Here is a 22991-nt window from a genome sequence, read left to right as displayed (position 1 = left end):
CGGCGACGGACAGCAAAGCGCCAACCGTGAGTGGGGAGCATGCCATGGCGTCTGGCGTTTCCGGATCGGCGTCCTGGCCGCTGCGCCTCGCCGTCTGCGCCGTGCTGGTGGCCGGGGTGGCGGCGCTCGGTTCGGCGGCGACGGCGCCGGAAATCCCAACGTGGTACCGGGGCCTCGCCAAGCCGTTCTGGACGCCGCCCAACTGGCTCTTTCCCATCGCCTGGACCACGCTCTACGCGCTCATGGGCGTGGCGCTGTTCCGCCTGTGGGGCCGCCCGCCCGGCACGCCGGGATGGCGGCGCGCCATCGGCCTGTTCCTGGCGCAGCTGGCGCTCAACGCGGCGTGGTCGCCGGTATTCTTCGCGCTCCATGCCCCGGTGCCTGCGCTGGCGATCGTGCTGGCGCTGGTCGCCGTGCTGGCGCTCGCTTTCAGGGCGGCGCTGAGGGTGGACCGGATCGCGGGCTGGCTGCTGCTGCCCTATCTTGCCTGGGTGTGCTACGCATCCACGCTCAATGCCGCCATCACGGTCATGAACTGACGATCGCGCCCCCCCCCCCGGCAAGCGCCGCGCAGGTGCCTCATGCTCCACTGGTCCATCTATCTCTTCATCCCCTTCGCGCTGTTCCTGGTCGCGGGGGTGCTGCTGCTCGGCCTCTTCAACTTCGCCTCCGGCGGCTCGCCGCAGCGCTCGCAGACGCTCATGCGCCTGCGCGTGCTGTTCCAGTTCCTGGCGCTGGTGCTGGTGATGATCACCATCTACGCCATGCGGCATTGAGGCCGGGGCCATGGTGAAGCTGAACAAGATCTACACCCGCACCGGCGACGACGGCACCACCGGGCTCGGCACCGGCGCGCGGGTGCGCAAGTACGATCTGCGGGTCGCCGCCTACGGCGCGGTCGACGAGGCCAATGCCGCCATCGGCATCGCCCGGCTGCACCTTGCGGGCGAGCCGGCGCTCGCGCGCATGCTGGAGCGGGTGCAGAACGACCTGTTCGATCTCGGCGCCGATCTGTGCACGCCGCCGGACGACACCGACGCGGTGGGCGCCGCGCTGCGCATCGTCCCGTCCCAGGTGGCGCGCCTGGAGGCCGACATCGACACGCTCAACGCGGAGCTTTCGCCGCTGACCTCGTTCGTGCTGCCCGGCGGCAGCGCGGCCTCGGCCTACCTGCATCTGGCGCGCACCATCTGCCGGCGGGCGGAGCGGGACATGGTGGAGCTCTCCCACTCCGCCCCCAATGCCGTCGGCGCCCCGGCCATCGCCTATGTGAACCGGCTGTCCGACCTTCTGTTCGTGGCCGGCCGCTACGCCAACGATCGCGGCAAGGGCGACGTGCTCTGGGTGCCGGGGGCGAGCCGGTAGCGTCCGGCGGCGGCGCGTGCCCGGCGGCAAGGGCCTTGGCGCCGCGACCGCGCTTCCGGTAGATTGCGGCGAGATGGGTCTTCAGGGCGCGGTGCCGCAGCCCGCCGGGATAAGCCGCGCCGATGTTCGTTCCCCTGCACGACACGAATCCGCTCGAGCACGTGGTGCGTCCCTACGTCACATGGGCGCTCATCGGCGTGAACCTGTTCGTGTTCCTCGCGTTGCAGCACGGCGGCTTCGGCGAGGTGAGCGAGGCGGGGGTGCTCGCCTACGGCACCATTCCCGCGGTGGTGACGGGGGCGGCGGTTCTGCCCGAAGGCTATGAGCGCCTGCCGGCCGAGCTCACGCTTCTCACCTACATGTTCCTGCATGCCGGCTGGCTGCACCTGATCGGCAACATGGCCTTCCTGTGGGTGTTCGGCGACAACGTCGAGGATGCGCTCGGCCATGCGCGCTTCCTCGCCTTCTATCTTCTTTGCGGCATCGTCGCCGGCGCCGTGCACGTGTTCGCCCAGCCCGGCTCGGAGGCCCCGCTCATCGGCGCCTCGGGGGCGGTGGCGGGCGTGATCGCCGCCTATCTGGTGCTTCACCCCCATGTGCGCCTGTGGGCGCTGGTGTTCATGAAGCTGCCGCTCAGGGTGCCGGCCTTCTGGGTCATCGGCCTTTGGATCGCGCTCCAGGTCTACCAGGTGGTGGTCGCGGCGGACGAGGAGACCGCCTGGTGGGCCCATATCGGCGGATTCGTCGCCGGAGCGCTGCTGGTGGTGATCATGCGCCGGCCGGGCGTGGCGCTGTTCGACCGCGATCCCTCGGGCGTGCCGACGCCGCGCGGCATGCGGGAAGGCGAGCGTTGACACTCATTCTAGCCGCTCCTACGTTGCCGGCCCCAAGGTTTTGCTGCATTGCAGGGAGCCTTGAGGACACGAGGGTTCCGCCCTGGAGCGCGGGTCCCTCGGATGCCGGAGCGACTGCCGGCGTCCGATGGTCCGGCCCGCCCCTCCCCAAGACCAGACGACCGCCCCCGGCGCGCCGATGCCGGACGAGCGGACGCGTGGCCTGGGGCGCGGTGCCCGCGGCGGGCCGGAACGCCCGCAAACTAGACGCGGCGGGCACAAAGCCCGCAGGCATATGTTCGGCGCATGCACGCAGCCGGACCTCAGGTCGGGAGATGGGGAGCACGCCTCGATGAAGATCCTTGTGCCCGTGAAGCGGGTGGTGGATTACAACGTAAAGGTCCGGGTGAAGTCGGACGGGTCGGGCGTGGAGCTCGCCAACGTCAAGATGTCCATGAACCCGTTCGACGAGATCGCCGTGGAAGAGGCGCTGCGCCTCAAGGAAGCCGGCAAGGCCACCGAGGTGGTGGTGGTCTCCATCGGTCCGGCCCAGGCCTCCGAAACCCTGCGCACCGCGCTCGCCATGGGCGCCGACCGCGGCATCCTGGTGAAGGTGGACGGCGTGGTCGAGCCGCTGGCGGTGGCCAAGATCCTCAAGGGCGTGGTGGGCGAAGAGGCCCCCGGCCTCGTCATCCTCGGCAAGCAGGCGATCGACGACGACTGCAACCAGACCGGCCAGATGCTCGCCGCCCTGCTGGGCTGGCCCCAGGGCACCTTCGCCTCCAAGGTGGTGGTGGAGGACGGCGGCTTCGCCGTGACCCGCGAGATCGACGGCGGCCTCCAGACCGTGACCCTGAAGGGCCCGGCGATCGTCACCACCGATCTGCGCCTCAACGAGCCGCGCTACGCCTCGCTGCCCAACATCATGAAGGCCAAGAAGAAGCCCATCGACGAGAAGGCGCCCGACGCCTACGGCGTCGACGTCGCCCCGCGCCTCACGGTGCTCAAGACCGCCGAGCCCGCGGGCCGCAAGGCGGGCGTGAAGGTGGGCTCGGTTGCCGAGCTGGTGGCGAAGCTCAAGGACGAGGCGGGGGTGATCTGATGGCGACCTTGCTCATCGCCGAACACGACAATTCGGCTCTCAACGGCGTCACCGCCAAGGCCCTCACCGCCGCGAGCGCGCTCGGCGCGCCGGTCCATGTCCTGGTCGCCGGCCAGGGCGCGAAGGCGGCGGCGGATGCCGCGGCCAAGCTCTCCGGCGTGGAGAAGGTGCTGCTCGCGGACGACGCGCTCTATGCTCACCGGCTCGCCGAGCCGCTGGCGGCGCTGATCGTGTCGCTCGCGGGCTCCGGCTCCTACGACGCCATCGTCGGCCCCTCCACCGCCATGGTGAAGAACGTGCTGCCGCGCGTCGCCGCCCTGCTGGACGTGATGCAGATCTCCGACATCATCAAGGTGGACGCGCCCGACACGTTCGAGCGGCCGATCTATGCCGGCAACGCGATCCAGACCGTGAAGTCGGGCGACGCCAAGAAGGTGATCACCGTGCGCACGGCCTCCTTCGCGGCGACGCCGGAAGGCGGCGCGGCGCCGGTGGAGGCGGTCTCGGCCGCCGCCGACCCGGCGGTGTCCACCTTCGTCGAGGAGAGCATCGCCGCCTCGGACCGTCCGGAGCTGACGGCGGCGAAGATCATCGTCTCGGGCGGCCGCGCGGTCGGCTCGCGCGAGAAGTTCGCGGAGCTGATCGAGCCGCTGGCGGACGCGCTCGGCGCGGCGGTCGGCGCCTCGCGCGCGGCGGTGGACGCCGGCTACGCGCCGAACGACTGGCAGGTGGGCCAGACCGGCAAGGTGGTGGCGCCCGAGCTCTACATCGCCCTCGGCATCTCCGGCGCGATCCAGCATCTCGCCGGCATGAAGGACAGCAAGGTCATCGTCGCCGTCAACAAGGACGAGGAGGCCCCCATCTTCCAGGTGGCCGACTACGGCCTCGTCGGCGACATCAACACCGTGATCCCCGAGCTGAAGGCGGAAATCGCCAAGGTTAAGGGTTAGGATCATTCTGGCTGCGGCCGGCGGTTTCGGCCGGCCGCAGCTTCGGGGACGCCCGCCCCGGTCACCGGCAACAAGGCAGAACGAGAGAACCATGCCGCTCGAGATCAAGAAGGTCGGGGTCATCGGCGCAGGCCAGATGGGCAACGGCATCGCGCATGTCTGCGCGCTGGCGGGCTACGACGTGGCGCTCAACGACGCCGATCCGGACCGTATCCGCTCCGGCCTCGCCACCATCAACGGCAACATGGCCAAGCAGGTGTCCAAGGGCACCGTCTCGGAGGAGGACCGCCAGCAGGCCCTCGGCCGCATCGCCGCCGCCGACAGGATCGAGGACCTCGGCGACTGCGACCTCGTGATCGAATCCGCCACCGAGCGCGAGGAGGTGAAGCGCAAGATCTTCTCCTCGCTCTGCCCGGTGGTGAAGCCGGAGGCGCTGCTCGCCTCCAACACCTCCTCCATCTCCATCACCCGCCTCGCCGCCGCCACCGACCGGCCGGAGCGCTTCATCGGCATTCACTTCATGAATCCGGTGCCGCTGATGGAGCTGGTGGAGCTGGTGCGCGGCATCGCCACCGACGACGACACGTTCGAAAGCTCGAAGCAGTTCGTCACCCGCCTGCACAAGACCTACGCGGTGGCGGAGGACTTCCCGGCCTTCATCGTCAACCGCATCCTGCTGCCGATGATCAACGAGGCCATCTACACGCTCTATGAGGGCGTGGGCTCGGTGGACTCGATCGACCGCGCCATGAAGCTCGGCGCCAACCATCCCATGGGGCCGCTTCAGCTCGCCGACTTCATCGGCCTCGACACCTGCCTCGCAGTGATGCAGGTGCTGCACGAGGGCCTCGCGGATTCCAAGTACCGCCCGTGCCCGCTGCTGGTGAAGTATGTCGAGGCCGGCTGGCTCGGCCGCAAGACCCAGCGCGGCTTCTACGACTATCGCGGCGAGAAGCCGGTTCCCACCCGCTGAGCCTTGAGCCCGCGCCCGCGGGCTGCGATCGGAACGCGCGAAAGCCCTGTCCTCCGGCCGGAGGACAGGGCTTCTTGCATTCCCGGCTTTCGCATTCGTGGGACGGCCCCGGTCCCCAGGCTTTACTCCGCCGCCGCGCCGAGCGGGGCCGGCTTCACCCAGCGCAGCACCGGGGTGCGGGCGGCGCGGGTCTCGTCGAGGCGCCGGCGCGGGGCGTGGTAAGGCGCGCCGAGGAAGCGCGCCGTGTCGCCCGCCTTCGCCGCCATGGCGAGGTCGCGCAGGGTGGCGATGAACAAATCGAGCGCGGCCTTGGATTCGCTCTCGGTCGGCTCGATCAGCATCGCCCCGTGCACCACCAGCGGGAAATAGACCGTCATGGGGTGGTAGCCCTCGTCGATCAGCGCCTTGGCGACGTCGAGCGTCGAGATGTCGGTGCCGGCGAGCCAGGTGTCGTCGAACAGCGCCTCGTGCATGGCCGGGCGGTCCGGGAACGGCACGCTCATGAGGTCCTTGAGGCTGGCGCGGATGTAGTTGGCCGAGAGCACCGCGTCCTCGGAGGCCTGGCGCATTCCGTCCGCCCCGTGGGAGAGCATCCAGGCGAGCGCGCGCACGAACATGCCCATCTGGCCGTGGAACGCGCTCATGCGGCCGAGCGCGCCTTCGGCGCCGGCCGCTCCCCCGTCCTCCACCAGGGTCAGCGCGCCGTCGCGCGCCGCCACGCACGGCACCGGCGCGAACGGCGCCAGCGCCGGGGAGAGCACCACCGGCCCGGCCCCCGGCCCGCCGCCGCCGTGCGGGGTCGAGAAGGTCTTGTGCAGGTTGATGTGCATGGCGTCGACGCCCAGGTCGCCGATGCGCACCTTGCCGAGGATGGCGTTGAAGTTCGCCCCATCCGCATAGAAGTAGGCGCCGGCGGCGTGCACCGCCGCGGCGATCTTCACCACGTCCGGCTCGAACAGGCCGCAGGTGTTGGGATTGGTGAGCATCAGCGCCGCCACCTCGGGCGAGAGCGCCGCCTTCACCGCCTCCACGTCCACCGTTCCGTCGGCGCGGGCGGGGATCGCGCGCACCTCGTAGCCGATCAAAGCGGCGGTGGCGGGATTGGTGCCGTGGGCGCTCTCGGGAACCACGACGATGTGGCGATGGCCCTGGCCGGCGGCCATGTGGGCGGCCTTGATCGCCATCATGCCGCACAATTCGCCATGGGCGCCGGCCTTGGGCGGCAGCGCCACGGCGGCCATGCCGGTGAGCTCCAGCAGATAGCGCGACAACTCCGCCATCAGAGCGAGCGCACCCTGGACGGTGGAGACCGGCTGCAGCGGATGCAGATCGGCGAAGCCGGCAAGGCGCGCCATCTTCTCGTTGAGGCGCGGATTGTGCTTCATGGTGCACGAGCCGAGCGGGAACAGGCCGCTGTCGATGCCGTAGTTCATGCGCGAGAGGCGCACGTAATGGCGCATGGCCTCGGGCTCGGACAGGCCCGGCAGATCGGGCGCCACCTTGCGCTCCAGGCCGCCCAGGCGGGCGCGGAACTCCGGCGGCTCGGGGATGTCGACGCCGGTCACCTCGGCGCGGCCGATCTCGAAGATCAGGCCCTCCTCCAGGTCCAGGCCCCGGTTGCCGGTGAAGGTGGCGGGCGCCTGCGAGGCGCTCCCGGTGGTTGGGGCAGTGGCGCCCCGGCCTTCGCGGTTCATGCCAGCACCTTGTCGAATGAGCGGACCATGGCGGCTGCGCGCACGCCGATTCCCTCTCCCGCTTGCGGGGGAGGGCTAGGGAGGGGGAAGAACAGGGGAGGGCTAGGGAGGGGGAAGAACAGGGCAGAGCTAGGGAGGGGGAAGACTATCGAAACGGCGTCGGCGCCGCCGTGGGGATGGCGCCATGCCCCCACCCCGACCCTCCCCCGCAAGCGGGAGAGGGAGGCCGCGCTGCCAGCGCTCGGAAGGATCCGGTTCATGCCAGCACCTCCTTCAGCGCGGCGGCGAAAGCAGCGCGGTCGTCCTCGGTCGTGGTCTCGGTGGCGGCGACGAGGATCAGGTCGTCGAGGCCCGCCTTCGGCGCGAGGCGCGAGTACGGCACGCCGCCCAGCACGCCCTTCCGCGCCAGCTTCTCGATCACGTCCGCCGCCTTGCCCGGCACGCGGATGGTGAACTCGTTGAAGAACGTCGCATTCAGCACCTCCACCCCCGGCACCGCCACGAGGCGGTCGGCGAGGTCGCAGGCGCTGGCATGGTTGAGGCGGGCGAGCCGCGTCAGCCCCTCGCGACCGAGCAGCGACAGGTGGATGGTGAAGGCGAGCGCGCAGAGGCCTGAATTGGTGCAGATGTTGGAGGTCGCCTTCTCGCGGCGGATATGCTGCTCGCGGGTGGAGAGCGTGAGCACGAAGCCGCGCCGGCCCTCCGCGTCCACGGTCTCGCCGGCGAGGCGGCCGGGCATCTGGCGGATGAATTTCGGCCGGGTGGCGAACAGGCCCACATACGGGCCGCCGAAGTTCAGCGCGTTGCCGATGGACTGGCCCTCGCCGACGACGATGTCGGCGCCCTGGGCGCCCGGCGGCTCGACGAGGCCGAGCGACACTGCTTCCGTGAACACCGCGATCAGCAGCGCCCCCTTCTCGTGCGCCCTGGCGGCGATGGGCTTGAGGTCGACGAGGTTGCCGAACACGTCCGGCGACTGCACGACGATGCAGGACACGGTCTCGTCGATGGCCGACAGCAGGTCCTCCCCGCCCGCCGGCACCGGCGCCAGCGCCGTCACCTCGTCTTCGGCATAGCGCGAGACGGTCTCGATGGTGGCGCGATAGTGCGGATGGAGGTTGCCGGCCAGCACCGCCTTGCGCCGCCGGGTGACCCGGTGGGCCATGAGCACCGCCTCGGCGGCCGCGGTGGAGCCGTCATACATGGAGGCGTTCGCCACCTCCATGCCGGTCAGTTCGGCCACCTGGGTCTGGAACTCGAACAGGTATTGCAGCGTGCCCTGGGCGATCTCGGGCTGATACGGCGTGTAGGAGGTGAGGAACTCCGAGCGCTGGATCAGGTGGTCGACGCTCGCCGGCACGTGATGGCGATAGGCTCCCGCGCCGACGAAGAACGGCACCGATCCCGCCGGCACGTTCTTCGCGGCGAGGCGTGCGAGCTGCCGCTCCACCTCCAGCTCGCCTTTCGCACGCGGCAGGTCGGGAAGCTCGGTCTCGCGCTTGTCCTTCGGAATGTCGGCGAACAGCACGTCCACGGACGCGATGCCGATCCGCGCCATCATCTCGGCGCGGTCGTCGGCGGTCAAAGGCAGATAGCGCATGATGCGTCTTTCTCGATCGAACGGGGCCGGCGGGGGCGCGCCGGCCTCAGCCCAGCGTCTCCAGGAAGGCCTTGTAGGCGTCGGCGTCCATGAGGGCGTCGAGCTCGGACGGGTCGGCGAGCCTCAGCTTCAGGAACCAGCCCTGGCCCTCGGCGTCGGTGTTGACGAGGCCGGGATTGCCCTCCAGCTCCGCGTTCACCTCCACCACCTCGCCGGAGAGGGGGGCATAGACCTCGCTCGCGGCCTTCACGCTCTCGACGACGGCGGCCTCCTTGCCCTTCTCCACCGTCTTGCCGATGTCGGGCAGCTCCACGAACACCACGTCGCCGAGCTGGCTCTGGGCGTAGTCGGAGATGCCGACCACCGCCACCGCGCCGTCGAGGCGGATGTATTCGTGGTCCTTGGTGTAGCGCACGCTGGTCATGTCTTGAGGCCCCCGGTTCAGGATTTGCGGTGGTAGCGCGTCGGCACGAAGGGCAGGGCGACGACCGAGGCGGGAAGCGCCTTGCCGCGCACCAGGACCTCCAGCGCCGTGCCCGGCGCGGCATAGGCCGGCGGCACGTAGCCCATGGCGATCGGCGCGTTGAGGCTCGGCGCGTGGCCGCCCGAGGTCACGGTGCCGACCACGGTGCCAGCGGCGGCGATCTCGGCCCCCTCGCGCGCCGGCTGGCGGCCCTCGATCCTCAGGCCGACGCGGATGCGGCCCGTGCCCTCGGCAAGCTCGCGCTGGATGCGCGCGGCGCCGGGAAAGCCGCCCTCCAGCCGCCGGCGCTTCTGGATCGACCAGGTGAGCGCGGCCTCGACGGGGGAAGTGGACAGGTCGATGTCGTGCCCGTAGAGGCACAGCCCCGCCTCCAGCCGCAGGCTGTCGCGGGCGCCGAGGCCGATGGTCTTGACCTCCGGCTCGGCCATGAGGCGTGCCCAGAGAATGGGCGCCTCCAGCGCCGGCAGCGAGATCTCGAAGCCGTCCTCGCCGGTGTAGCCGGAGCGCGACACCTGCATGGGGAAGTCGTCCACCAGCAGCACGCTTGCTTCCATGAAGCCGAGCAGCAGCGCGTCGGGGCAGTGGCGCTCCATCACCATGGCGGCCTCGGGCCCCTGGAGGGCGATGAGGGCGCGGTCCTCCACCACGTCGAGGCGCACGGAGGAGGGCAGGCGCGCGGCGATGTGGGCGAAGTCCACTTCCTTGCGGGCGGCGTTCACCACCAGCAGCAGGCGCCCGTCATTCTCGTGGCCCGCCGGACGGGTGACCATGAGGTCGTCGATGATGCCGCCGTCGTCGGCGGTGAGCTGGGAATAGCGCTGGCGGCCCTCGGCGAGGTTCAGGATGTCGGCCGGGACCAGCGCCTCGAGTGCGCGGGCGGTGGCGGCGTGGTCGCGCCCCTGCAGGATCGCCTGGCCCATGTGGGAGACGTCGAACAGGCCCGCATGCTCGCGGGTCCAGTTGTGCTCGGCGATGATGCCGTCGGCATACTGCACCGGCATCTCGTAGCCGGCGAACGGCACCATGCGGGCACCGAGCTCGATGTGTTCGAGGTGAAGCGGGGTCTTCTGGAGGGGACCCGCATTTTCGTCCGGCTGCGCCATAACAGGCTCCCGACAGGATGCGCCAATCTGGCGGCCCCGTGTCCGGGTCCGCGCGGCGCCCCCTCTGTCCGGGAAACCTGAGAGATTTCGCCTCGCCTCGTGGAAGGGCGCGGCTTACTCCTTCGGTGAGCGCGAAATCCCGCTCGCGCGGGGGGCGCTGCTTTCCAGAGGCTCGTCCCCCTGCGGCCCTTTTGCCTGAGCGGTTCCGGGGCGGTTGCGCCTTCGGCGCCGGCCGCGCCCCGAAAGGCCGCCGGTCTCTCCCGCAGGGATCGTCCGATGGCCGCGCCACCCCTGAAAGGCGAGTCGCACGGCCGAGGCGCAGCATAGGCGATAAGGCGGGGGCGTCAATGAGCCGGGGCGGGGGCAGCCCGACGCCGTCCGCCGTCCGGGAGCAACACGCGCCGCCTTTCTGTGTCATTCTCGGTCAAGTCGCCTGATTTGGAAGGCGCTGCGGTGGCGCCAACGTAGTTATCCGCGCGCCCGTGGCATCAAGCGGATAGGGACATGGACATGAGGAAATCTTCGTCTTTGAGGCTGTGATTCTGGTTGCAATTCTATTCACGGAATGGCTCCTTCCCCGGCGCGGGGTTCGAAGTGGTCGAACGGGATAGAGATTCAGCATGCGCCTGAGCCGTATTCTTCTCATGTTCCTCTGCGTCGTATCGGCGCCCGCGCTCGCCGCCGAGCGCACCATGATCGTCCTCGATGCCTCCGGCTCCATGTGGGGCGCCATCGACGGCAGGCCGAAGCTGGAGATCGCCCGGCAGGCGCTCAAGCAGACGCTGGCCAAGCTTCCGCCCACCGCCGAGGTCGGGCTCATGGCCTACGGCCACCGGGAGAAGGGCAACTGCGCGGACATCGAGCTGGTGGTTTCCCCGGCGGCGGGCAGCGGCGCGGCCATCGCGGCCGCCGCGGACAAGATGCGCTTCCTGGGCAAGACCCCGCTCACCGAGAGCGTCCGCCAGGCCGCCGCGGCGTTGCGCTCGACCGAGGACAAGGCGACCGTCATCCTTATCACCGACGGCGTGGAGACCTGCCAGGCGGACCCGTGCGCGCTGGCGGCCGAGCTGGAGAAGACCGGGGTCGACTTCACCGCCCATGTGGTCGGCTTCGGGCTGACCCGGGAGGAGGGGCGGCAGGTGGCCTGCCTCGCCGAGCGGACCGGCGGGCGCTACATCCGCGCCGGCAACGAGGCGGAGCTGAAGGACGCCCTCGCGCAGACGGTCGCCGCGCCGCCCGCGCCGAAGACCACCGCGCCGAAGACCGCCGCGACCCAGGCGAGCGTGAGCGTGCCGCAGGCGACCATATCCACCCCGGCCAAGCCCGGCATCGGCGCGGGCTTTCTGGTGAAGTGGACCGGCCCGGCCGCCACCAACGACTATGTGGATCTCGTGCCGGCCGGCACGAAGGAGATCGGCGGGGAGCTGTCCTACGCCTATGTGGAGAAGGGCAAGGACGCGGAGCTGCGCGCGCCGGGCACGCCCGGGACGTACGACATCCGCTATGTCTGGAACGGCCCCGACAAGCGCCGGGTCCTGGCGACCGGCAAGGTCGAGGTCGTCGACAGCAAGGTGGCGCTGGTCGCGCCGGCCAGCGTGCCCGCGGGCTCGGCGTTCGAGGTCACCTGGAAGGGACCCGGGCAGGCGCGCGACTATGTGGACCTCGTCCCCGCCGGCCATAAGGAGGCGGCGGGCGAGATCGCCTATGCCTATACCGAGCAGGGCAACCCCGCGACGCTCAGGGCGCCGGGCGACGTCGGGAAGTACGCCCTGCGCTATGTCCTGGAGGCCGCCGGCGGCCGCCAGGTCCTCGTCACCGTGCCGCTGGAGGTGACGGCCGCCTCGGCCGCGCTCGCCTTCCCGCCGAAGGCGCCGGCCGGCTCCGCGCTCACGGTGAACTGGCGCGGGCCGAAGGGCGCCGGCGACTATGTGGACCTCGTCCCGGCCGGCCACAAGGAAACGTCGGGCGAGACCGCCTATGCCTATGTGGACCAGTCGGAGGACGGCGAGACCGTGGAGCTGCGGCTGCCGGTGAAGCCCGGCGCCTACGTGATCCGCTACGTGCTGGAGGGGGCGGGTGGCCGCCGCGAGCTGGCGCGCGTGCCGTTCACCGTGGAGGAGGTGGCGCCCGCGACCCTGACGGCACCGGCGCACGTCGCGCCCGACGCAGCCATCGCGGTCGAATGGTCGGGGCCGAATGGCGACGGCGACTATGTGGACCTCGTTCCCGCCGGCAAGGCCGAGACCAGCGATGAGCTGTCCTACGCCTATACCCGTCACACCGACGGCAAGACCGCCTCCCTCACCGCGCCTGGGACGCCGGGGCGCTACGAGATCCGCTATGTCCTGCAGGGGGTGGATGCGCGGCGGGTGATCGTCCGCATTCCGGTGGAGGTGCGCTGAGCGGCCCATCGGGCGGGCGCGGCCTGCCCGCCCGATTGGGGTGCCCATCGGCCCCGCCTCTGATATATGCCCCCTCCGATCGAGGCTTCAGACGAAGGGGCGCAACCCATGGCGAACGTCACCGCTTTTCCCGACAAGGCCACCATCGCCAAAGAGACCGCGCGCATGCTGATCGAGGTGGAGGCGGTGCGCTTCTCCTCGGGCGAGCCCTTCATCTTCACCTCGGGCTGGGCGAGCCCGGTCTATGTGGACTGCCGGCGCCTGATCTCCTTCCCGCGCGTGCGCCAGACGCTGGTGGACTTCGGCATCTCGACCATCTTCCGCGAGGCCGGCTACGAGAAGTTCGACGCGGTGGCGGGCGGCGAGACCGCGGGCATCCCGTTCGCCGCCTGGGTGGCGGACCGCCTCATGCTGCCCATGCAGTACGTGCGCAAGAAGCCCAAGGGCTTCGGCCGCAACGCCCAGATCGAGGGCCATATCGAGGAGGGCCAGCGGGTGCTGCTGGTGGAGGACCTCACCACCGACGGCAAGAGCAAGGTCCTGTTCGTGAACGCGCTCCGCAACGCCGGCGCCGAGTGCGGCCACTGCTTCGTGTTCTTCTATTACGACATCTTCGCCGAATCGGCCGGCATCCTGAAGGACGCCGGCCTCACGCTGCACCGCCTCGCCACCTGGTGGGACGTGCTGGCGCAGGTGAAAGAGATGAACACCTTCCCCACCGAGCAGGTGGCTCAGATCGAGGCGTTCCTCCACGATCCCCACGCCTGGTCGAAGGCCCACGGCGGCGCCGCGACCACCGGAGAATGAGCGCCACGTGATGGACCTCTACGCCCTGCTGCGGCCGGCGCTCGGCCTCGTCTCCCCGGAGCGCGCCCACGAGCTGGCGCTGGCGGCGCTGAAGCGCGGGCTGGTGCCGCCGGCGCCCCAGGGCGGCGACGACCCGATCCTGGCGACCACGGTCTGGGGCCTCCGCTTCCCCAACCCGGTCGGGCTCGCCGCCGGCTTCGACAAGGATGCGTCTGCGGTGGACGCCATCCTCGGCCTCGGCTTCGGCTTCGTGGAGGCGGGCACGGTGACGCCCCGCCCGCAGCCGGGCAACCCGAAGCCGCGCCTGTTCCGCCTGGACGACGACGAGGGGGTCATCAACCGCTTCGGCTTCAACTCGCAGGGGCTCGACCCGTTCGTGCGCCGGCTGAAGGCGCGCCGCGCCGCCGGCCGGCCGGGTATCGTCGGGGCGAATGTCGGGAAGAACAAGGAAACGGAGGACGCCGTCGACGACTATTCGGCGGGCATCGCGGCCACCTGCCGGCTTTCGGACTATCTCGTCTGCAACATCTCCTCGCCCAACACGCCGGGCCTGCGCTCGCTCCAGGCCAGGGTGGAGATGGAGACGCTGATCGCCCGCGCCATCGCGGTCCGGGACGCCGCCGTCGCCGATCCCGCCGCCCGCCCGCCGCTCCTGGTGAAGGTGGCGCCGGACCTTGACGATCAAGGGCTTTCAGACGTGGCGGAGGTGGCCTTGGAGACCAGGGTGGACGGCCTCATCATGGGCAACACCACGCTCTCGCGCCCCGGCTCGCTGAAGAGCCGGTTCAAGGGCGAGACCGGCGGCCTGTCGGGCAGGCCGCTGTTTTCCCTTTCCACGGAGCGGCTTGCCGCGCTTTACCGGCTTACCGGAGGCCGCATTCCTCTGGTCGGGGTGGGCGGCATCGCCTCTGGCGCGGACGCCTATGCCAAGATCCGCGCCGGGGCGAGCCTGGTCCAGCTCTATTCGGCCCTGGTGTTCGGCGGCCCGTGCCTGGTGGCGCGGGTCAAGGCCGATCTTGCCAAGCACCTGAAGAGAGATGGATTTTCCTCAGTCGCCGCCGCGGTGGGTGCCGACGCCCGGTGAGGCGGCCTCCGCCTTCAGCAGGTCGCGGATCTCGGTCAGCAGCACCTCGGTGGCGGTGGGCGGAGGCGGTGGGGCCGCCGCGGCGCTCGCCGCCTGCTGCCGGCGCAGATGGTTGATGCCCCGGACCAGCAGGAACAGGATCGCCGCGACGATCAGGAAGTTGATGGCGATGGTGATGAAGGAGCCGTAGGCCAGCACCGCGCCCTGCTTCTTGGCGTCGGCGAGGTTCTCCGCCGTGACCGTCGAGGACAGCGGGATATAATAGTTGGAGAAGTCCAGGCCGCCGGTGACGGCGCCGATGACAGGCATGAAGATGTCGCCCACCAGAGAGGAGACGATGTTGCCGAAGGCGGCGCCGATGATGACGCCGACCGCGAGGTCGACGACATTGCCCTTCACCGCGAAATCCCTGAATTCCTTCAGCATGTTTGTCAGCATGGACCACCTCCGTGTCGCCTCGGCGCGGGTCCCCGGATGGGCGGCCGATGCCTGGCTGGAGCCGCGATTCACCGGCTCCCCGGCGCCAGCTTAGCCTGAATGCGGCGGGAAGACGCCCCGGGGGCGCGACTTATCGTGCGCGTGACGCTTTCATGACTTTGAGCGCGCCCCTGCCTATGTTAGGGAGTGCCGCCCTCGTCCGCGGGGGCGGGCCTTCGGGCTCGATGGAAACGACCCTTCACGGGCCCAACGACCCTTCACGGGCTCTCTTGGCCGATATGACGGGCAGCATGGCGAAACCGGCGAGAATGGCGGAACGGCAGACCAGCTTCGGGTATGAGGATCTCCTCGCGTGCGGACGTGGCGAGCTGTTCGGGGCCGGGAACGCGCAATTGCCGCTGCCGCCCATGCTCATGTTCGACCGCATCTCCGAGATCTCGGAAACCGGCGGCGAATTCGGCAAGGGCATGGTGCGCGCGGAGCTGGACGTCAATCCGGACCTCTGGTTCTTCCCCTGCCACTTCAAGGGCGACCCGGTCATGCCCGGCTGCCTCGGGCTCGATGCCCTGTGGCAGATGGTGGGCTTCTTCCTCGGCTGGCTCGGCTCGCCCGGGCGGGGGCGGGCGCTCGGGCTCGGCGAGCTCAAGTTCTCGGGCCAGGTGCTGCCCAGCATGAAGAAGGTGGTCTACGGGGTGGACCTCAAGCGCGTCATGCGTTCCAAGCTGGTGCTCGGCATCGCCGACGGCTGGCTCGAGGCCGACGGCACCGTGATCTACCGGGCCAAGGACCTCAAGGTCGGCCTCTTCCAGACGGACATGGCCCCGGGGTCGGCAGGGGCCTGACAAGGCCTCGCCACGATCCCACGCCATAACGTCTCAAAAGCAATGGGGGACGGGTGACATGCGCCGCGTCGTCGTAACCGGGATGGGCATCGTCTCGTCCATCGGCAATTCCACGCAGGAGGTGCTCGCCAGCCTGCGCGAGGCCAAGAGCGGCATCTCCTTCGCGGACGACTACGCCAGGCTCGGCTTCCGCTCGCAGGTCCACGGCGCTCCGACGCTCAATGCGGAAGAGGTGGTGGACCGGCGCGCCATGCGCTTCCACGGCGGCGGCACCGCCTGGAACCACGTGGCCATGGACCAGGCGATCCGCGACGCGGGGCTGGAGCCGGCCGAGATCTCCAACGAGCGCACCGGCCTCGTCATGGGCTCGGGCGGCTCGTCCACCAAGACCATCGTCGACGCCGCCGACATCACCCGCGAGAAGGGGCCGAAGCGCGTCGGCCCGTTCGCGGTGCCGAAGGCCATGGGCTCCACCGCCTCGGCGACGCTCTCCACCTGGTTCAAGATCAAGGGCCTGAGCTATTCCATCTCGGCCGCCTGCGCGACCACCAACATCTGCATCGGCAACGCCTACGAGCTGATCCAGTACGGCAAGCAGGACATGATCTTCGCCGGCGGCTGCGAGGACCTGCACTGGACGCTCTCGGTGCTGTTCGACGGCATGGGCGCCATGTCCTCGGCCTATAATGATCGCCCGGCCATGGCCTCGCGCGCCTATGACAAGAACCGGGATGGCTTCGTCATCTCCGGCGGCGCCGGCGTGCTGGTGCTGGAGGAGCTGGAGCACGCCAAGGCGCGCGGCGCCCGCATCTATGCCGAGGTCGCCGGCTATGGCGCCACGTCCGACGGCGCCGACATGGTGGCGCCCTCGGGCGAGGGCGCGGCGCGGGCCATGAAGCTTTCCATGGCGGGCATCAAGGCCCCCATCGACTACATCAACCCGCATGCCACCTCGACCCCCATCGGCGACCTGAAGGAGATCGAGGCCATCCGCGAGGTGTTCGGCGCCAAGTGCCCGCCCATCTCGGCGACCAAGTCGCTCACCGGCCACTCCCAGGGCGCCACCGGCGTGCACGAGGCCATCTACTCCATCCTCATGATGCAGAACGGCTTCATCTGCGAGAGCGCCAACATCGAGGAGATGGACCCGGCCTTCGCCGACATGCCCATCGTGCGCGAGCGGGTGGACAATGCCAGCCTCGGCCACGTGCTCTCCAACGGCTTCGGCTTTGGCGGCACCAATGCCTGCCTGGTGCTGAAGCACATCGACGCATGAGCGCGGGCGAGGGACGTTTAGCGGTGGTGGCGCCACCCGGCGAGGTGTGCGAAGGGCGCCGACGAAGCTGCTCTAAGGGTGGGCGATGCAGGATGTGATGAAAGGCAAGCGTGGTCTGGTGATGGGCGTCGCCAACGACCACTCCATCGCCTGGGGCATCGCCAAGGCGCTGGCGTCGCAGGGCGCCGAGCTCGCCTTCACCTATCAGGGCGAGGGCATGGCGAAGCGCGTGCGCCCGCTGGCCCAGGGCCTCGGCTCCGACTTCCTGATGCCCTGCGACGTGGAGGACCTCGCCAGCGTCGACCAGGTGTTCGCGACCCTCAAGGAGAAGTGGGGCTCCATCGACTTCCTGGTGCATGCAGTCGCCTTCTCCGACAAGTCGGAGCTGAAGGGGCGCTATGCCGACACCAGCCGGGAGAACTTCTCCCGCACCATGGTGATCTCCTGCTTCTCATTCACGGAGGTCGCCAAGCGTGCCGCGGCGCTGATGCCGAACGGCGGCTCGCTGATCACGTTGACCTATGGCGGCTCCACGCGGGTGATGCCAAACTACAACGTGATGGGCGTCGCCAAGGCGGCGCTTGAGGCCTCGGTGCGCTATCTCGCGGCCGATTATGGTCCCTCCGCCATCCGGGTGAACGCGATCTCCGCCGGCCCGGTGCGCACGCTGGCAGGCGCCGGCATCGCCGACGCGCGGCTGATGTTCAACTACCAGAAGCGCCACGCCCCGCTGCGCCGCACGGTGAGCATCGAGGAGGTGGGCGGCGCGGCGCTCTATCTCCTATCGGACCTGTCCACCGGCGTCACCGGCGAGGTCCACTTCGTCGATTCCGGCTACAACATCATCTCGATGCCGCATCCCGACGTGCTCAAGACCCAGGAGGACGCGGAAGCGAAGCTCGCGGGGGAAACCCCTGGCGAGGCCGCCGAGTAGGCTGCAAGGAGGCCCTCGCGATGTCCGGCGATGACCGAAATGCCGGGCCTTCGCGCCGGTTCCTGCTGCAATCCGCCGCCGCGGTCCTGGCTGCCGGGCTGCCCGCCGTAGCCCGCGCGCAGGCCGTGGTGCCGCGCCCGCTGACGCCGGAGGCCGCGGCCAAGCTCAATGCCCTGCCGGGCAAGGCCGTTCTCGGCGCGCCCGGAACTCCGCCCCGCATCACCGAGCTGGTGGATTTCAACGCCGCTGACTGGCGTCGCTCGGCGCTCGACATGCGCGAGCTGCTCGCGGCCGACGCGCGGCTCGCCTACGCGGTGGTCCAGGCGCCGCGCTTCGATGTCCGCTCCCTGGAAGCGGCGCGGGTGGCTCTCGCGGTGCTCGGCAAGGGGCTCGGGCCGTTCGAGACCTTCTATCTCGATCTGGCGGAAGGCACGGGGCCGATCGACGGCGTGGTGGCGCTGGCCGCGGCCCAGCGCGCCGAGCTCGACCGCTCTCAGGTGTTCAACCTCTCGATCCAGCCGCAACACACCGAAGACCTTTCGCGGGCGGCGGCGCTCGCCTCCGCGCTCGGCATCATCGACACGCCCGTCTATGTGATCGGCGGGCAGGTGTTCGCGGGCTATCTCGATCTCGCCCGCAAGCGCGCTCTGCTTTCCACTGCGAAACCTTGAGCGGCGCGCCAGTCTCTGCTTAAGGAGTGGATATTCCCTCCGTCAGTCCTGATTCCATCTCGGATGCCCGGCGAGCTGTTCCATGTCCTCCGTCCTGGTCGCCCTGATCGTCTTTCTGTCGCTGTTCGGGGGCGCCATGCTCGGCATGTGGGTCGCGCGACGGCTCGCCGAGCACCATCTCGCCAAGGAAACGCAGGATGCGGTGAAGCTTGGCGTCGGCATGGTGGTGGCGGTATCGTCGCTCATTCTCGGTCTGATGACGGCATCGGTGAAGGGCAATTTCGACGCCACCTCCCGCGACGTGCAGCAGTTCGCGACCTATCTCATCACCCTCGACGGCACCCTGCGCGACTACGGACCGCCAGCCGAGCCCGCGCGCGCCGCGCTCCTCGGCTTCACGCGCCACCTTTTGGCGGCGTCCTGGCAAATCACCGATCCGCTCGCGGACGGGCGGCCCAAAGTCGTGCTGGACAAGCCGGACCCCTGGGCGCAGGTCGCGTTCTCCGGCGTCATCAAGGCGATCCGGGCGCTGGCGCCGGGCACGCCGCTCGAAGTCGACCTGAAGGCGGAGGCGCTCGAACGCGGTCGCACGCTCTCCGTGCTGCGGTGGACCGTGATCGAGGAGAGCGTGACCACGGTGCCGCCCATCTTCACGGCGGTGCTGATCGTCTGGCTCACGCTCATCTTCATGAGCTTCGGCTTGTTCGCGCCGGTGAACCGGGTGTCGGTCGTCGCCTTCATGCTCTGCGCCGTGTGCCTTGCCGGGGCGATCTTCCTCATCCTGGAGATGAGCTCGCCGTTCGACGGGCTGATCTATGTCTCGCCCGCCTCCATGGAGCATGCGCTGGCGCAGATGATGAAGCCGGCATAGGCCGGTGCCCGCCGCTCAGCCCTTCCTGCGACCGGTTGCCTTGCGCGGGCCGTCGGGCAGCGGCGCGGCGGCGGCGGCGAAGCCGCCCCAGGGATCGGCTGCGGCAAGCCGCGCCGGCGCGTTCGCCACCGTGAAGTAGGCCGGGCCGATGGCGGGGCCGAGCTCGTCCCACGCCAGCGGCATGGAGACCGCCGCGCCCGCCCGCGCGCGCGGCGAGTAGGGCGCGACGGCGGTGGCGCCGCGCTGGTTGCGCAGATAGTCGATGAGGATGCGTCCGCGCCGCTTGGCCATGGCGATGGTGGCCACATAGCGTTCCGGGCTGTCCGCCGCCATGGCGTCGGCGATCATCTTCGTGAAGGCCTTGGCCTGCGGCCATTTCGCCTTCGGCGCCAGCGGGGCGACCACGTGCAGGCCCTTGCCGCCGGTGGTCTTCACGAACGGCACGAGGCCGGCCTGCCTCAGGCGCTCCGCCACCTCGGCGGCGGCGGCGAGGGTGGCCTCCCACGGCACGCCTTCCCCCGGATCGAGGTCCATGACGATGCGGTCCGGCGCCTCCCAGTCCGTGAGCGCCGACCCCCAGGGATGGATCTCCAGCGCCGCCGCCTGGACAAGGCCGAGAAGGCCGTCGAGGCGGTCGATGCTCACCAGCGGGCTGCCGGACGGGTCCTTGGGGTCGCGCACCGGCACGATGGCGCGGCGCGCGCCCTGCCACAGGTGCTTCTGGAAGAAGCGCTCGCCGTCGATGCCCTCCGGGCAGCGCACCAGCGCCAGTGGCCGGCCGGTCAGATGGGGCGCGGCGCGGGGGTAGGCCTCGGCCCAGTAGTCGGCGAGGCCCTGCTTGGTGACGCCGGCGTCGGGCCAGTAGATCCGGTCGGGATGGGTGAGGGCGATGGCCGCGCGGCGCGGCGCCCTGTTGTCGGTCTCGGTCGGCATCTCGCGCACCACCTCGCTTGCCGGCTTGTCGTCGCGCAGCCCCCGGAAGGCGGCGTGGCGCAGGTTGCCGTCGGCCGTGAAGCCGCGGAACTCCACCTCCGCCACCAGTTGCGGATCGACGAAGCGCACGCCGCGCGCCGCCTCAGGCGCCAGGGGCACGGCAAACGGGCTCCTCGCCACCGCCAGGGCGGAAAGGGTGCGGAAGAGCGCGCGCGCCATGGCGGCGGAAAAGCCTGTGCCGACCCGCCCCACGGGCGCCAGCCGCCCGTTCTCGTAGACGCCGAGGACCAGCGCGCCGATGGCGTCCTTCGCCACCGAGGAGAGGGTGAAGCCCGCCACCACGAATTCCTGCCGCGCCGTGCACTTGGTCTTGATCCAGTCGCGCGAGCGCCCCGACCGGTAGCGGCCGTCCGCGCGCTTGGAGACGACGCCCTCCAGCGACAGGCGGCAGGCATGGGCGAGCACGGTGGCGCCGTCGTCGGCGAAATGGGCGCTGAAGCGCAGGACCGGCGCGGCCTCCTTGAGCAGGGCCTCAAGCAGGCTCTTGCGCGCCGTGAGCGGGACGTCGCCGAGGTCCGCGCCGTCGAGATGGATCAGGTCGAAGGCGTAGAGCACCAAGCGGTCGGCGCGGCTCTCGGACAGGTCCTGCTGGAGGGCGGAGAAGTCGGACGCGCCCGAGCCGGTCTCCGCCACCACCTCGCCGTCGATGAGCGCGGCGCGCACGGGCAGGCGGGCGAGGGCTTCCCTCAAGGCTGGACCGAAGCGGTCGGTCCAGTCGAGCCCGCCGCGGGTGAGGAGCCGCGCCTTGCCGTCTTTGATGCGGGCGAGGACGCGGTAGCCGTCGAACTTGATCTCGTGGACATAGGCGTTCCCCTTCGGCGGGGCGGCGGCGAGGGTCGCCAGCATGGGCGGGACGAAATCCGGCAGCGGGCCGGGCTTCGCGCCCGGCAGGGCGAGCGGGTCCGCGCCGGGCGGTGGTGCCGTGACGGCATCGGCCGCGGCCGTCCGCTTGGGCCGCGCCCTGGTCTTCGTGGGGGATGCGGGCGCCGGGTGAGCTTCCGGCTTCTGCTTTCGCTTGGCCGCCGGCGTCGCCTTCGGCTCGGAAGCCGGATCACCGATCGGCCCGCCGGTCCTGGAGGACCAGCCCGGCGCCTCGCCTTCAACCGCCTCGATCGGGCGGCCGGTCGTCACCGAGAGCGGCTCGCGCTCCACCAGCGGCGGCGCGTCCGGCGCGCGCGCCTGCGCATCCTCGCCCTTGATGAGCAGCCAGTTGACGCGCTTCTCCCGCGTCCGCGGCGCCATGCGCACCAGATGCCAGCGGCCCTTGAGCTTGTCGCCGTGGAGGGCGAATTCCAGGTGGCCCTTCTTCAGTCCCGCATGGGGATCGCCGATCGGGCTCCAGGTGCCGCGATCCCAGACGATGACGGTGCCGCCGCCATATTCGCCCCTTGGGATCGTCCCCTCGAAATCCCGGTAGTCCAGCGGATGGTCCTCCACCTCCACGGCGAGGCGCTTGTCCGCCGGGTCGAGGCTGGGCCCGCGCGTCACCGCCCAGCTCTTCAGCACCCCGTCGAGCTCCAGGCGGAGATCGTAATGGAGCCGCCGGGCCGCGTGCTTCTGGATCACGTAGGCGGCGCCCTTCGCCTTGCCCGCCGCGCCGCGCGGCTCCGGGGTGCGGGAGAAGTCGCGCTTCCTGCGGTAGGTGGCGAGCGGCATGGCTCAGCCCGCCTTGCGCCGGGGCTTTGAGGTGGAGCCCTTTGCGGCGGCCCCCTTTGCGGCGGCCTTGCCCTTGGCGCGCGCAGGCGCGGCCTTCCTGCTCCCCTTGGCGGCGGGCTTGCCGCCGGTGGCCTTGGCGCTGCGGCGGAGCGCGTCCATGAGGTCGATCACCTTGCCGCCGGACGCCGCCCGGGCGCGCTTCAGCGGCTTGCCCGCCTGCTTCGCCTTCACCAGCTCGGCCAAGGCGGCCTCGTAGCGGTCCTCGAAGCCGGCCGGGTCGAAGCGGCCGCGCTTGGTGTCGATGATGTGCCGGGCGAGGTCGAGCATCTCGCCCTTCGCCTTCATCTGCGGGACGTCGGAGAAGGCGTCCGCGGCGGAGCGGACCTCGTAGTCGAAGTTCAGCAGGGTGGCGATCAGCCCCTCGTCCTGCGGCCGCACCAGCACCACCCGGAAGCGCCGGAACAGCACCGCATGGGCGAGCGCCGCCGTCCTGGCCTTGCGCAGGCCCTCGCGCAGCGCCACGAACGCCGCCTGGGCGCCGGCGTCGGCGGGGGCGAGGTAATAGGAGCGGTCGAGATAGATCTCCTCCACCTGGTCGCAGGGCAGGAAGCCGGTCACGTCCAGCGTCTTGTCGCTCTCGGGGACGGCGGCCGCCACCTCCTCCGGCTCCAGGGTCACATGGCGCCCGTCGGCGATCTCGTAGCCCTTCACCTGGTCTTCCGCCGGCACGGCGTCACCGGTAATGGAATCCACGAATTCGCGCCTCACGCGATGGCCGGTGGCGCGGTTCAGGGTGTGGAAGGCGATGCGCTCGGAGGTGGAGACGGCGGTGAAGAGCGCCACAGGGCAGGTGAAGGCGCCGATCCTGAGGACACCCTTCCATTGCGCGCGCGGTGCCATCTCGCCCCTCCGC

22 protein-coding genes and 2 riboswitches are annotated in these 22991 nt (G+C 70.3%); of the genes, 15 read left to right on the top strand and 7 right to left on the bottom strand.

Going from position 1 to position 22991, the window contains the following annotated elements:
- The first annotated feature begins 44 nt into the window (after nt 1-44).
- The 7 genes from V5F67_RS21675 to V5F67_RS21645 all read left to right on the top strand — a co-directional run bounded on the left by V5F67_RS21675 (nt 45) and on the right by V5F67_RS21645 (nt 5223).
- Complete coding sequence (locus V5F67_RS21675; protein ID WP_394018162.1) at nt 45-539, top strand: TspO/MBR family protein; 495 nt, start codon at nt 45-47, stop codon at nt 537-539.
- Between the two features lie 42 nt (nt 540-581).
- A complete protein-coding gene (locus tag V5F67_RS21670; RefSeq protein WP_394018160.1) occupies nt 582-776 on the top strand; it encodes a twin transmembrane helix small protein in 195 nt (64 codons plus the stop codon).
- Nucleotides 777-786: 10 nt separating this feature from the next.
- On the top strand, nt 787-1365 hold the full coding sequence (locus V5F67_RS21665) for a cob(I)yrinic acid a,c-diamide adenosyltransferase (RefSeq protein WP_394018158.1): 579 nt from the start codon (nt 787-789) through the stop codon (nt 1363-1365).
- 122 nt (nt 1366-1487) lie between these two features.
- Nucleotides 1488-2219: a rhomboid family intramembrane serine protease gene (locus V5F67_RS21660; RefSeq protein WP_394018156.1), complete on the top strand. Its 732-nt coding sequence runs from the start codon at nt 1488-1490 to the stop codon at nt 2217-2219.
- Between the two features lie 331 nt (nt 2220-2550).
- Entirely contained in the window at nt 2551-3300 is a 750-nt protein-coding gene (locus V5F67_RS21655; protein ID WP_394018154.1) for an electron transfer flavoprotein subunit beta/FixA family protein, read from the top strand.
- Nucleotides 3300-4250: an electron transfer flavoprotein subunit alpha/FixB family protein gene (locus V5F67_RS21650; protein ID WP_394018152.1), complete on the top strand. Its 951-nt coding sequence runs from the start codon at nt 3300-3302 to the stop codon at nt 4248-4250. The genes V5F67_RS21655 and V5F67_RS21650 overlap by 1 nt, the downstream gene beginning before the upstream one ends.
- Nucleotides 4251-4341: 91 nt before the next feature.
- Nucleotides 4342-5223 (top strand): 3-hydroxybutyryl-CoA dehydrogenase, encoded by an 882-nt coding sequence (locus V5F67_RS21645; RefSeq protein WP_394018150.1) that lies wholly within the window; start codon nt 4342-4344, stop codon nt 5221-5223.
- Between the two features lie 122 nt (nt 5224-5345).
- Here the strand turns inward: V5F67_RS21645 and gcvPB are convergent, their stop codons facing one another.
- The 4 genes from gcvPB to gcvT all read right to left on the bottom strand — a co-directional run bounded on the left by gcvPB (nt 5346) and on the right by gcvT (nt 10104).
- Nucleotides 5346-6917 carry an aminomethyl-transferring glycine dehydrogenase subunit GcvPB gene (gene gcvPB, locus V5F67_RS21640; protein WP_394018148.1) on the bottom strand — a complete coding sequence of 524 codons (1572 nt, stop codon included), beginning with the start codon at nt 6915-6917 and terminating at the stop codon, nt 5346-5348.
- A gap of 256 nt (nt 6918-7173) precedes the next feature.
- A complete protein-coding gene (gene gcvPA, locus V5F67_RS21635; RefSeq protein ID WP_394018146.1) occupies nt 7174-8517 on the bottom strand; it encodes an aminomethyl-transferring glycine dehydrogenase subunit GcvPA in 1344 nt (447 codons plus the stop codon).
- 46 nt (nt 8518-8563) lie between these two features.
- Complete coding sequence (gcvH, locus tag V5F67_RS21630; protein ID WP_394018144.1) at nt 8564-8941, bottom strand: glycine cleavage system protein GcvH; 378 nt, start codon at nt 8939-8941, stop codon at nt 8564-8566.
- 17 nt (nt 8942-8958) lie between these two features.
- Nucleotides 8959-10104, bottom strand: a complete 1146-nt coding sequence (gcvT, locus tag V5F67_RS21625) for a glycine cleavage system aminomethyltransferase GcvT (protein ID WP_394018142.1) — start codon at nt 10102-10104, stop codon at nt 8959-8961.
- A 61-nt stretch (nt 10105-10165) separates the two neighbouring features.
- Nucleotides 10166-10275, bottom strand: a riboswitch (glycine riboswitch).
- Between the two features lie 2 nt (nt 10276-10277).
- Nucleotides 10278-10377, bottom strand: a riboswitch (glycine riboswitch).
- Nucleotides 10378-10724: 347 nt separating this feature from the next.
- Between gcvT and V5F67_RS21620 the strand changes: the two genes are divergently transcribed.
- From V5F67_RS21620 to V5F67_RS21610, 3 genes are all read left to right on the top strand, one after another.
- A complete protein-coding gene (locus tag V5F67_RS21620) occupies nt 10725-12506 on the top strand; it encodes a VWA domain-containing protein (RefSeq protein ID WP_394018140.1) in 1782 nt (593 codons plus the stop codon).
- 108 nt (nt 12507-12614) lie between these two features.
- Nucleotides 12615-13313: an orotate phosphoribosyltransferase gene (locus V5F67_RS21615; protein WP_394018138.1), complete on the top strand. Its 699-nt coding sequence runs from the start codon at nt 12615-12617 to the stop codon at nt 13311-13313.
- 10 nt (nt 13314-13323) lie between these two features.
- Nucleotides 13324-14397: a quinone-dependent dihydroorotate dehydrogenase gene (locus tag V5F67_RS21610; RefSeq protein WP_394018136.1), complete on the top strand. Its 1074-nt coding sequence runs from the start codon at nt 13324-13326 to the stop codon at nt 14395-14397.
- Here the strand turns inward: V5F67_RS21610 and mscL are convergent.
- Entirely contained in the window at nt 14362-14823 is a 462-nt protein-coding gene (gene mscL / locus V5F67_RS21605; RefSeq protein ID WP_394018262.1) for a large conductance mechanosensitive channel protein MscL, read from the bottom strand. The genes V5F67_RS21610 and mscL overlap by 36 nt on opposite strands.
- Nucleotides 14824-15143: 320 nt before the next feature.
- Between mscL and fabA the strand changes: the two genes are divergently transcribed.
- The 5 genes from fabA to V5F67_RS21580 all read left to right on the top strand — a co-directional run bounded on the left by fabA (nt 15144) and on the right by V5F67_RS21580 (nt 19429).
- Nucleotides 15144-15677: a 3-hydroxyacyl-[acyl-carrier-protein] dehydratase FabA gene (fabA, locus tag V5F67_RS21600; RefSeq protein ID WP_394018134.1), complete on the top strand. Its 534-nt coding sequence runs from the start codon at nt 15144-15146 to the stop codon at nt 15675-15677.
- A gap of 58 nt (nt 15678-15735) precedes the next feature.
- Nucleotides 15736-16953 carry a beta-ketoacyl-ACP synthase I gene (gene fabB / locus V5F67_RS21595; RefSeq protein ID WP_394018132.1) on the top strand — a complete coding sequence of 406 codons (1218 nt, stop codon included), beginning with the start codon at nt 15736-15738 and terminating at the stop codon, nt 16951-16953.
- Nucleotides 16954-17038: 85 nt separating this feature from the next.
- Nucleotides 17039-17887, top strand: a complete 849-nt coding sequence (fabI, locus tag V5F67_RS21590) for an enoyl-ACP reductase FabI (protein WP_394018130.1) — start codon at nt 17039-17041, stop codon at nt 17885-17887.
- A 20-nt stretch (nt 17888-17907) separates the two neighbouring features.
- Complete coding sequence (locus tag V5F67_RS21585; RefSeq protein WP_394018128.1) at nt 17908-18558, top strand: DsbA family protein; 651 nt, start codon at nt 17908-17910, stop codon at nt 18556-18558.
- 82 nt (nt 18559-18640) lie between these two features.
- Nucleotides 18641-19429, top strand: coding sequence for a bestrophin-like domain (locus tag V5F67_RS21580; protein WP_394018126.1), 789 nt, complete (start codon nt 18641-18643; stop codon nt 19427-19429).
- A gap of 15 nt (nt 19430-19444) precedes the next feature.
- Here V5F67_RS21580 and ligD read toward each other — a convergent pair whose 3' ends face one another.
- Together ligD and ku are read right to left on the bottom strand one after the other, a co-directional pair.
- A complete protein-coding gene (ligD, locus tag V5F67_RS21575; protein ID WP_394018124.1) occupies nt 19445-22078 on the bottom strand; it encodes a DNA ligase D in 2634 nt (877 codons plus the stop codon).
- Between the two features lie 3 nt (nt 22079-22081).
- A complete protein-coding gene (gene ku, locus V5F67_RS21570; protein WP_394018122.1) occupies nt 22082-22978 on the bottom strand; it encodes a non-homologous end joining protein Ku in 897 nt (298 codons plus the stop codon).
- Nucleotides 22979-22991: the final 13 nt, after the last annotated feature.

Source organism: Xanthobacter pseudotagetidis (assembly GCF_043194795.2).
GTDB classification, from domain to species: domain Bacteria; phylum Pseudomonadota; class Alphaproteobacteria; order Rhizobiales; family Xanthobacteraceae; genus Xanthobacter; species Xanthobacter tagetidis_A.
This window is presented reverse-complemented; position numbering and strand designations above follow the sequence as displayed.

Coding starts and splice junctions, on each gene's coding strand:
- V5F67_RS21675 (WP_394018162.1), top strand. CDS start 45: ATGGCGTCTGGCGTTTCCGGATCGGCGTCCTGGCCGCTGCGCCTCGCC.
- V5F67_RS21670 (WP_394018160.1), top strand. CDS start 582: ATGCTCCACTGGTCCATCTATCTCTTCATCCCCTTCGCGCTGTTCCTG.
- V5F67_RS21665 (WP_394018158.1), top strand. CDS start 787: ATGGTGAAGCTGAACAAGATCTACACCCGCACCGGCGACGACGGCACC.
- V5F67_RS21660 (WP_394018156.1), top strand. CDS start 1,488: ATGTTCGTTCCCCTGCACGACACGAATCCGCTCGAGCACGTGGTGCGT.
- V5F67_RS21655 (WP_394018154.1), top strand. CDS start 2,551: ATGAAGATCCTTGTGCCCGTGAAGCGGGTGGTGGATTACAACGTAAAG.
- V5F67_RS21650 (WP_394018152.1), top strand. CDS start 3,300: ATGGCGACCTTGCTCATCGCCGAACACGACAATTCGGCTCTCAACGGC.
- V5F67_RS21645 (WP_394018150.1), top strand. CDS start 4,342: ATGCCGCTCGAGATCAAGAAGGTCGGGGTCATCGGCGCAGGCCAGATG.
- gcvPB (WP_394018148.1), bottom strand. CDS start 6,917: ATGAACCGCGAAGGCCGGGGCGCCACTGCCCCAACCACCGGGAGCGCC.
- gcvPA (WP_394018146.1), bottom strand. CDS start 8,517: ATGCGCTATCTGCCTTTGACCGCCGACGACCGCGCCGAGATGATGGCG.
- gcvH (WP_394018144.1), bottom strand. CDS start 8,941: ATGACCAGCGTGCGCTACACCAAGGACCACGAATACATCCGCCTCGAC.
- gcvT (WP_394018142.1), bottom strand. CDS start 10,104: ATGGCGCAGCCGGACGAAAATGCGGGTCCCCTCCAGAAGACCCCGCTT.
- V5F67_RS21620 (WP_394018140.1), top strand. CDS start 10,725: ATGCGCCTGAGCCGTATTCTTCTCATGTTCCTCTGCGTCGTATCGGCG.
- V5F67_RS21615 (WP_394018138.1), top strand. CDS start 12,615: ATGGCGAACGTCACCGCTTTTCCCGACAAGGCCACCATCGCCAAAGAG.
- V5F67_RS21610 (WP_394018136.1), top strand. CDS start 13,324: ATGGACCTCTACGCCCTGCTGCGGCCGGCGCTCGGCCTCGTCTCCCCG.
- mscL (WP_394018262.1), bottom strand. CDS start 14,823: ATGCTGAAGGAATTCAGGGATTTCGCGGTGAAGGGCAATGTCGTCGAC.
- fabA (WP_394018134.1), top strand. CDS start 15,144: ATGGCGGAACGGCAGACCAGCTTCGGGTATGAGGATCTCCTCGCGTGC.
- fabB (WP_394018132.1), top strand. CDS start 15,736: ATGCGCCGCGTCGTCGTAACCGGGATGGGCATCGTCTCGTCCATCGGC.
- fabI (WP_394018130.1), top strand. CDS start 17,039: ATGCAGGATGTGATGAAAGGCAAGCGTGGTCTGGTGATGGGCGTCGCC.
- V5F67_RS21585 (WP_394018128.1), top strand. CDS start 17,908: ATGTCCGGCGATGACCGAAATGCCGGGCCTTCGCGCCGGTTCCTGCTG.
- V5F67_RS21580 (WP_394018126.1), top strand. CDS start 18,641: ATGTCCTCCGTCCTGGTCGCCCTGATCGTCTTTCTGTCGCTGTTCGGG.
- ligD (WP_394018124.1), bottom strand. CDS start 22,078: ATGCCGCTCGCCACCTACCGCAGGAAGCGCGACTTCTCCCGCACCCCG.
- ku (WP_394018122.1), bottom strand. CDS start 22,978: ATGGCACCGCGCGCGCAATGGAAGGGTGTCCTCAGGATCGGCGCCTTC.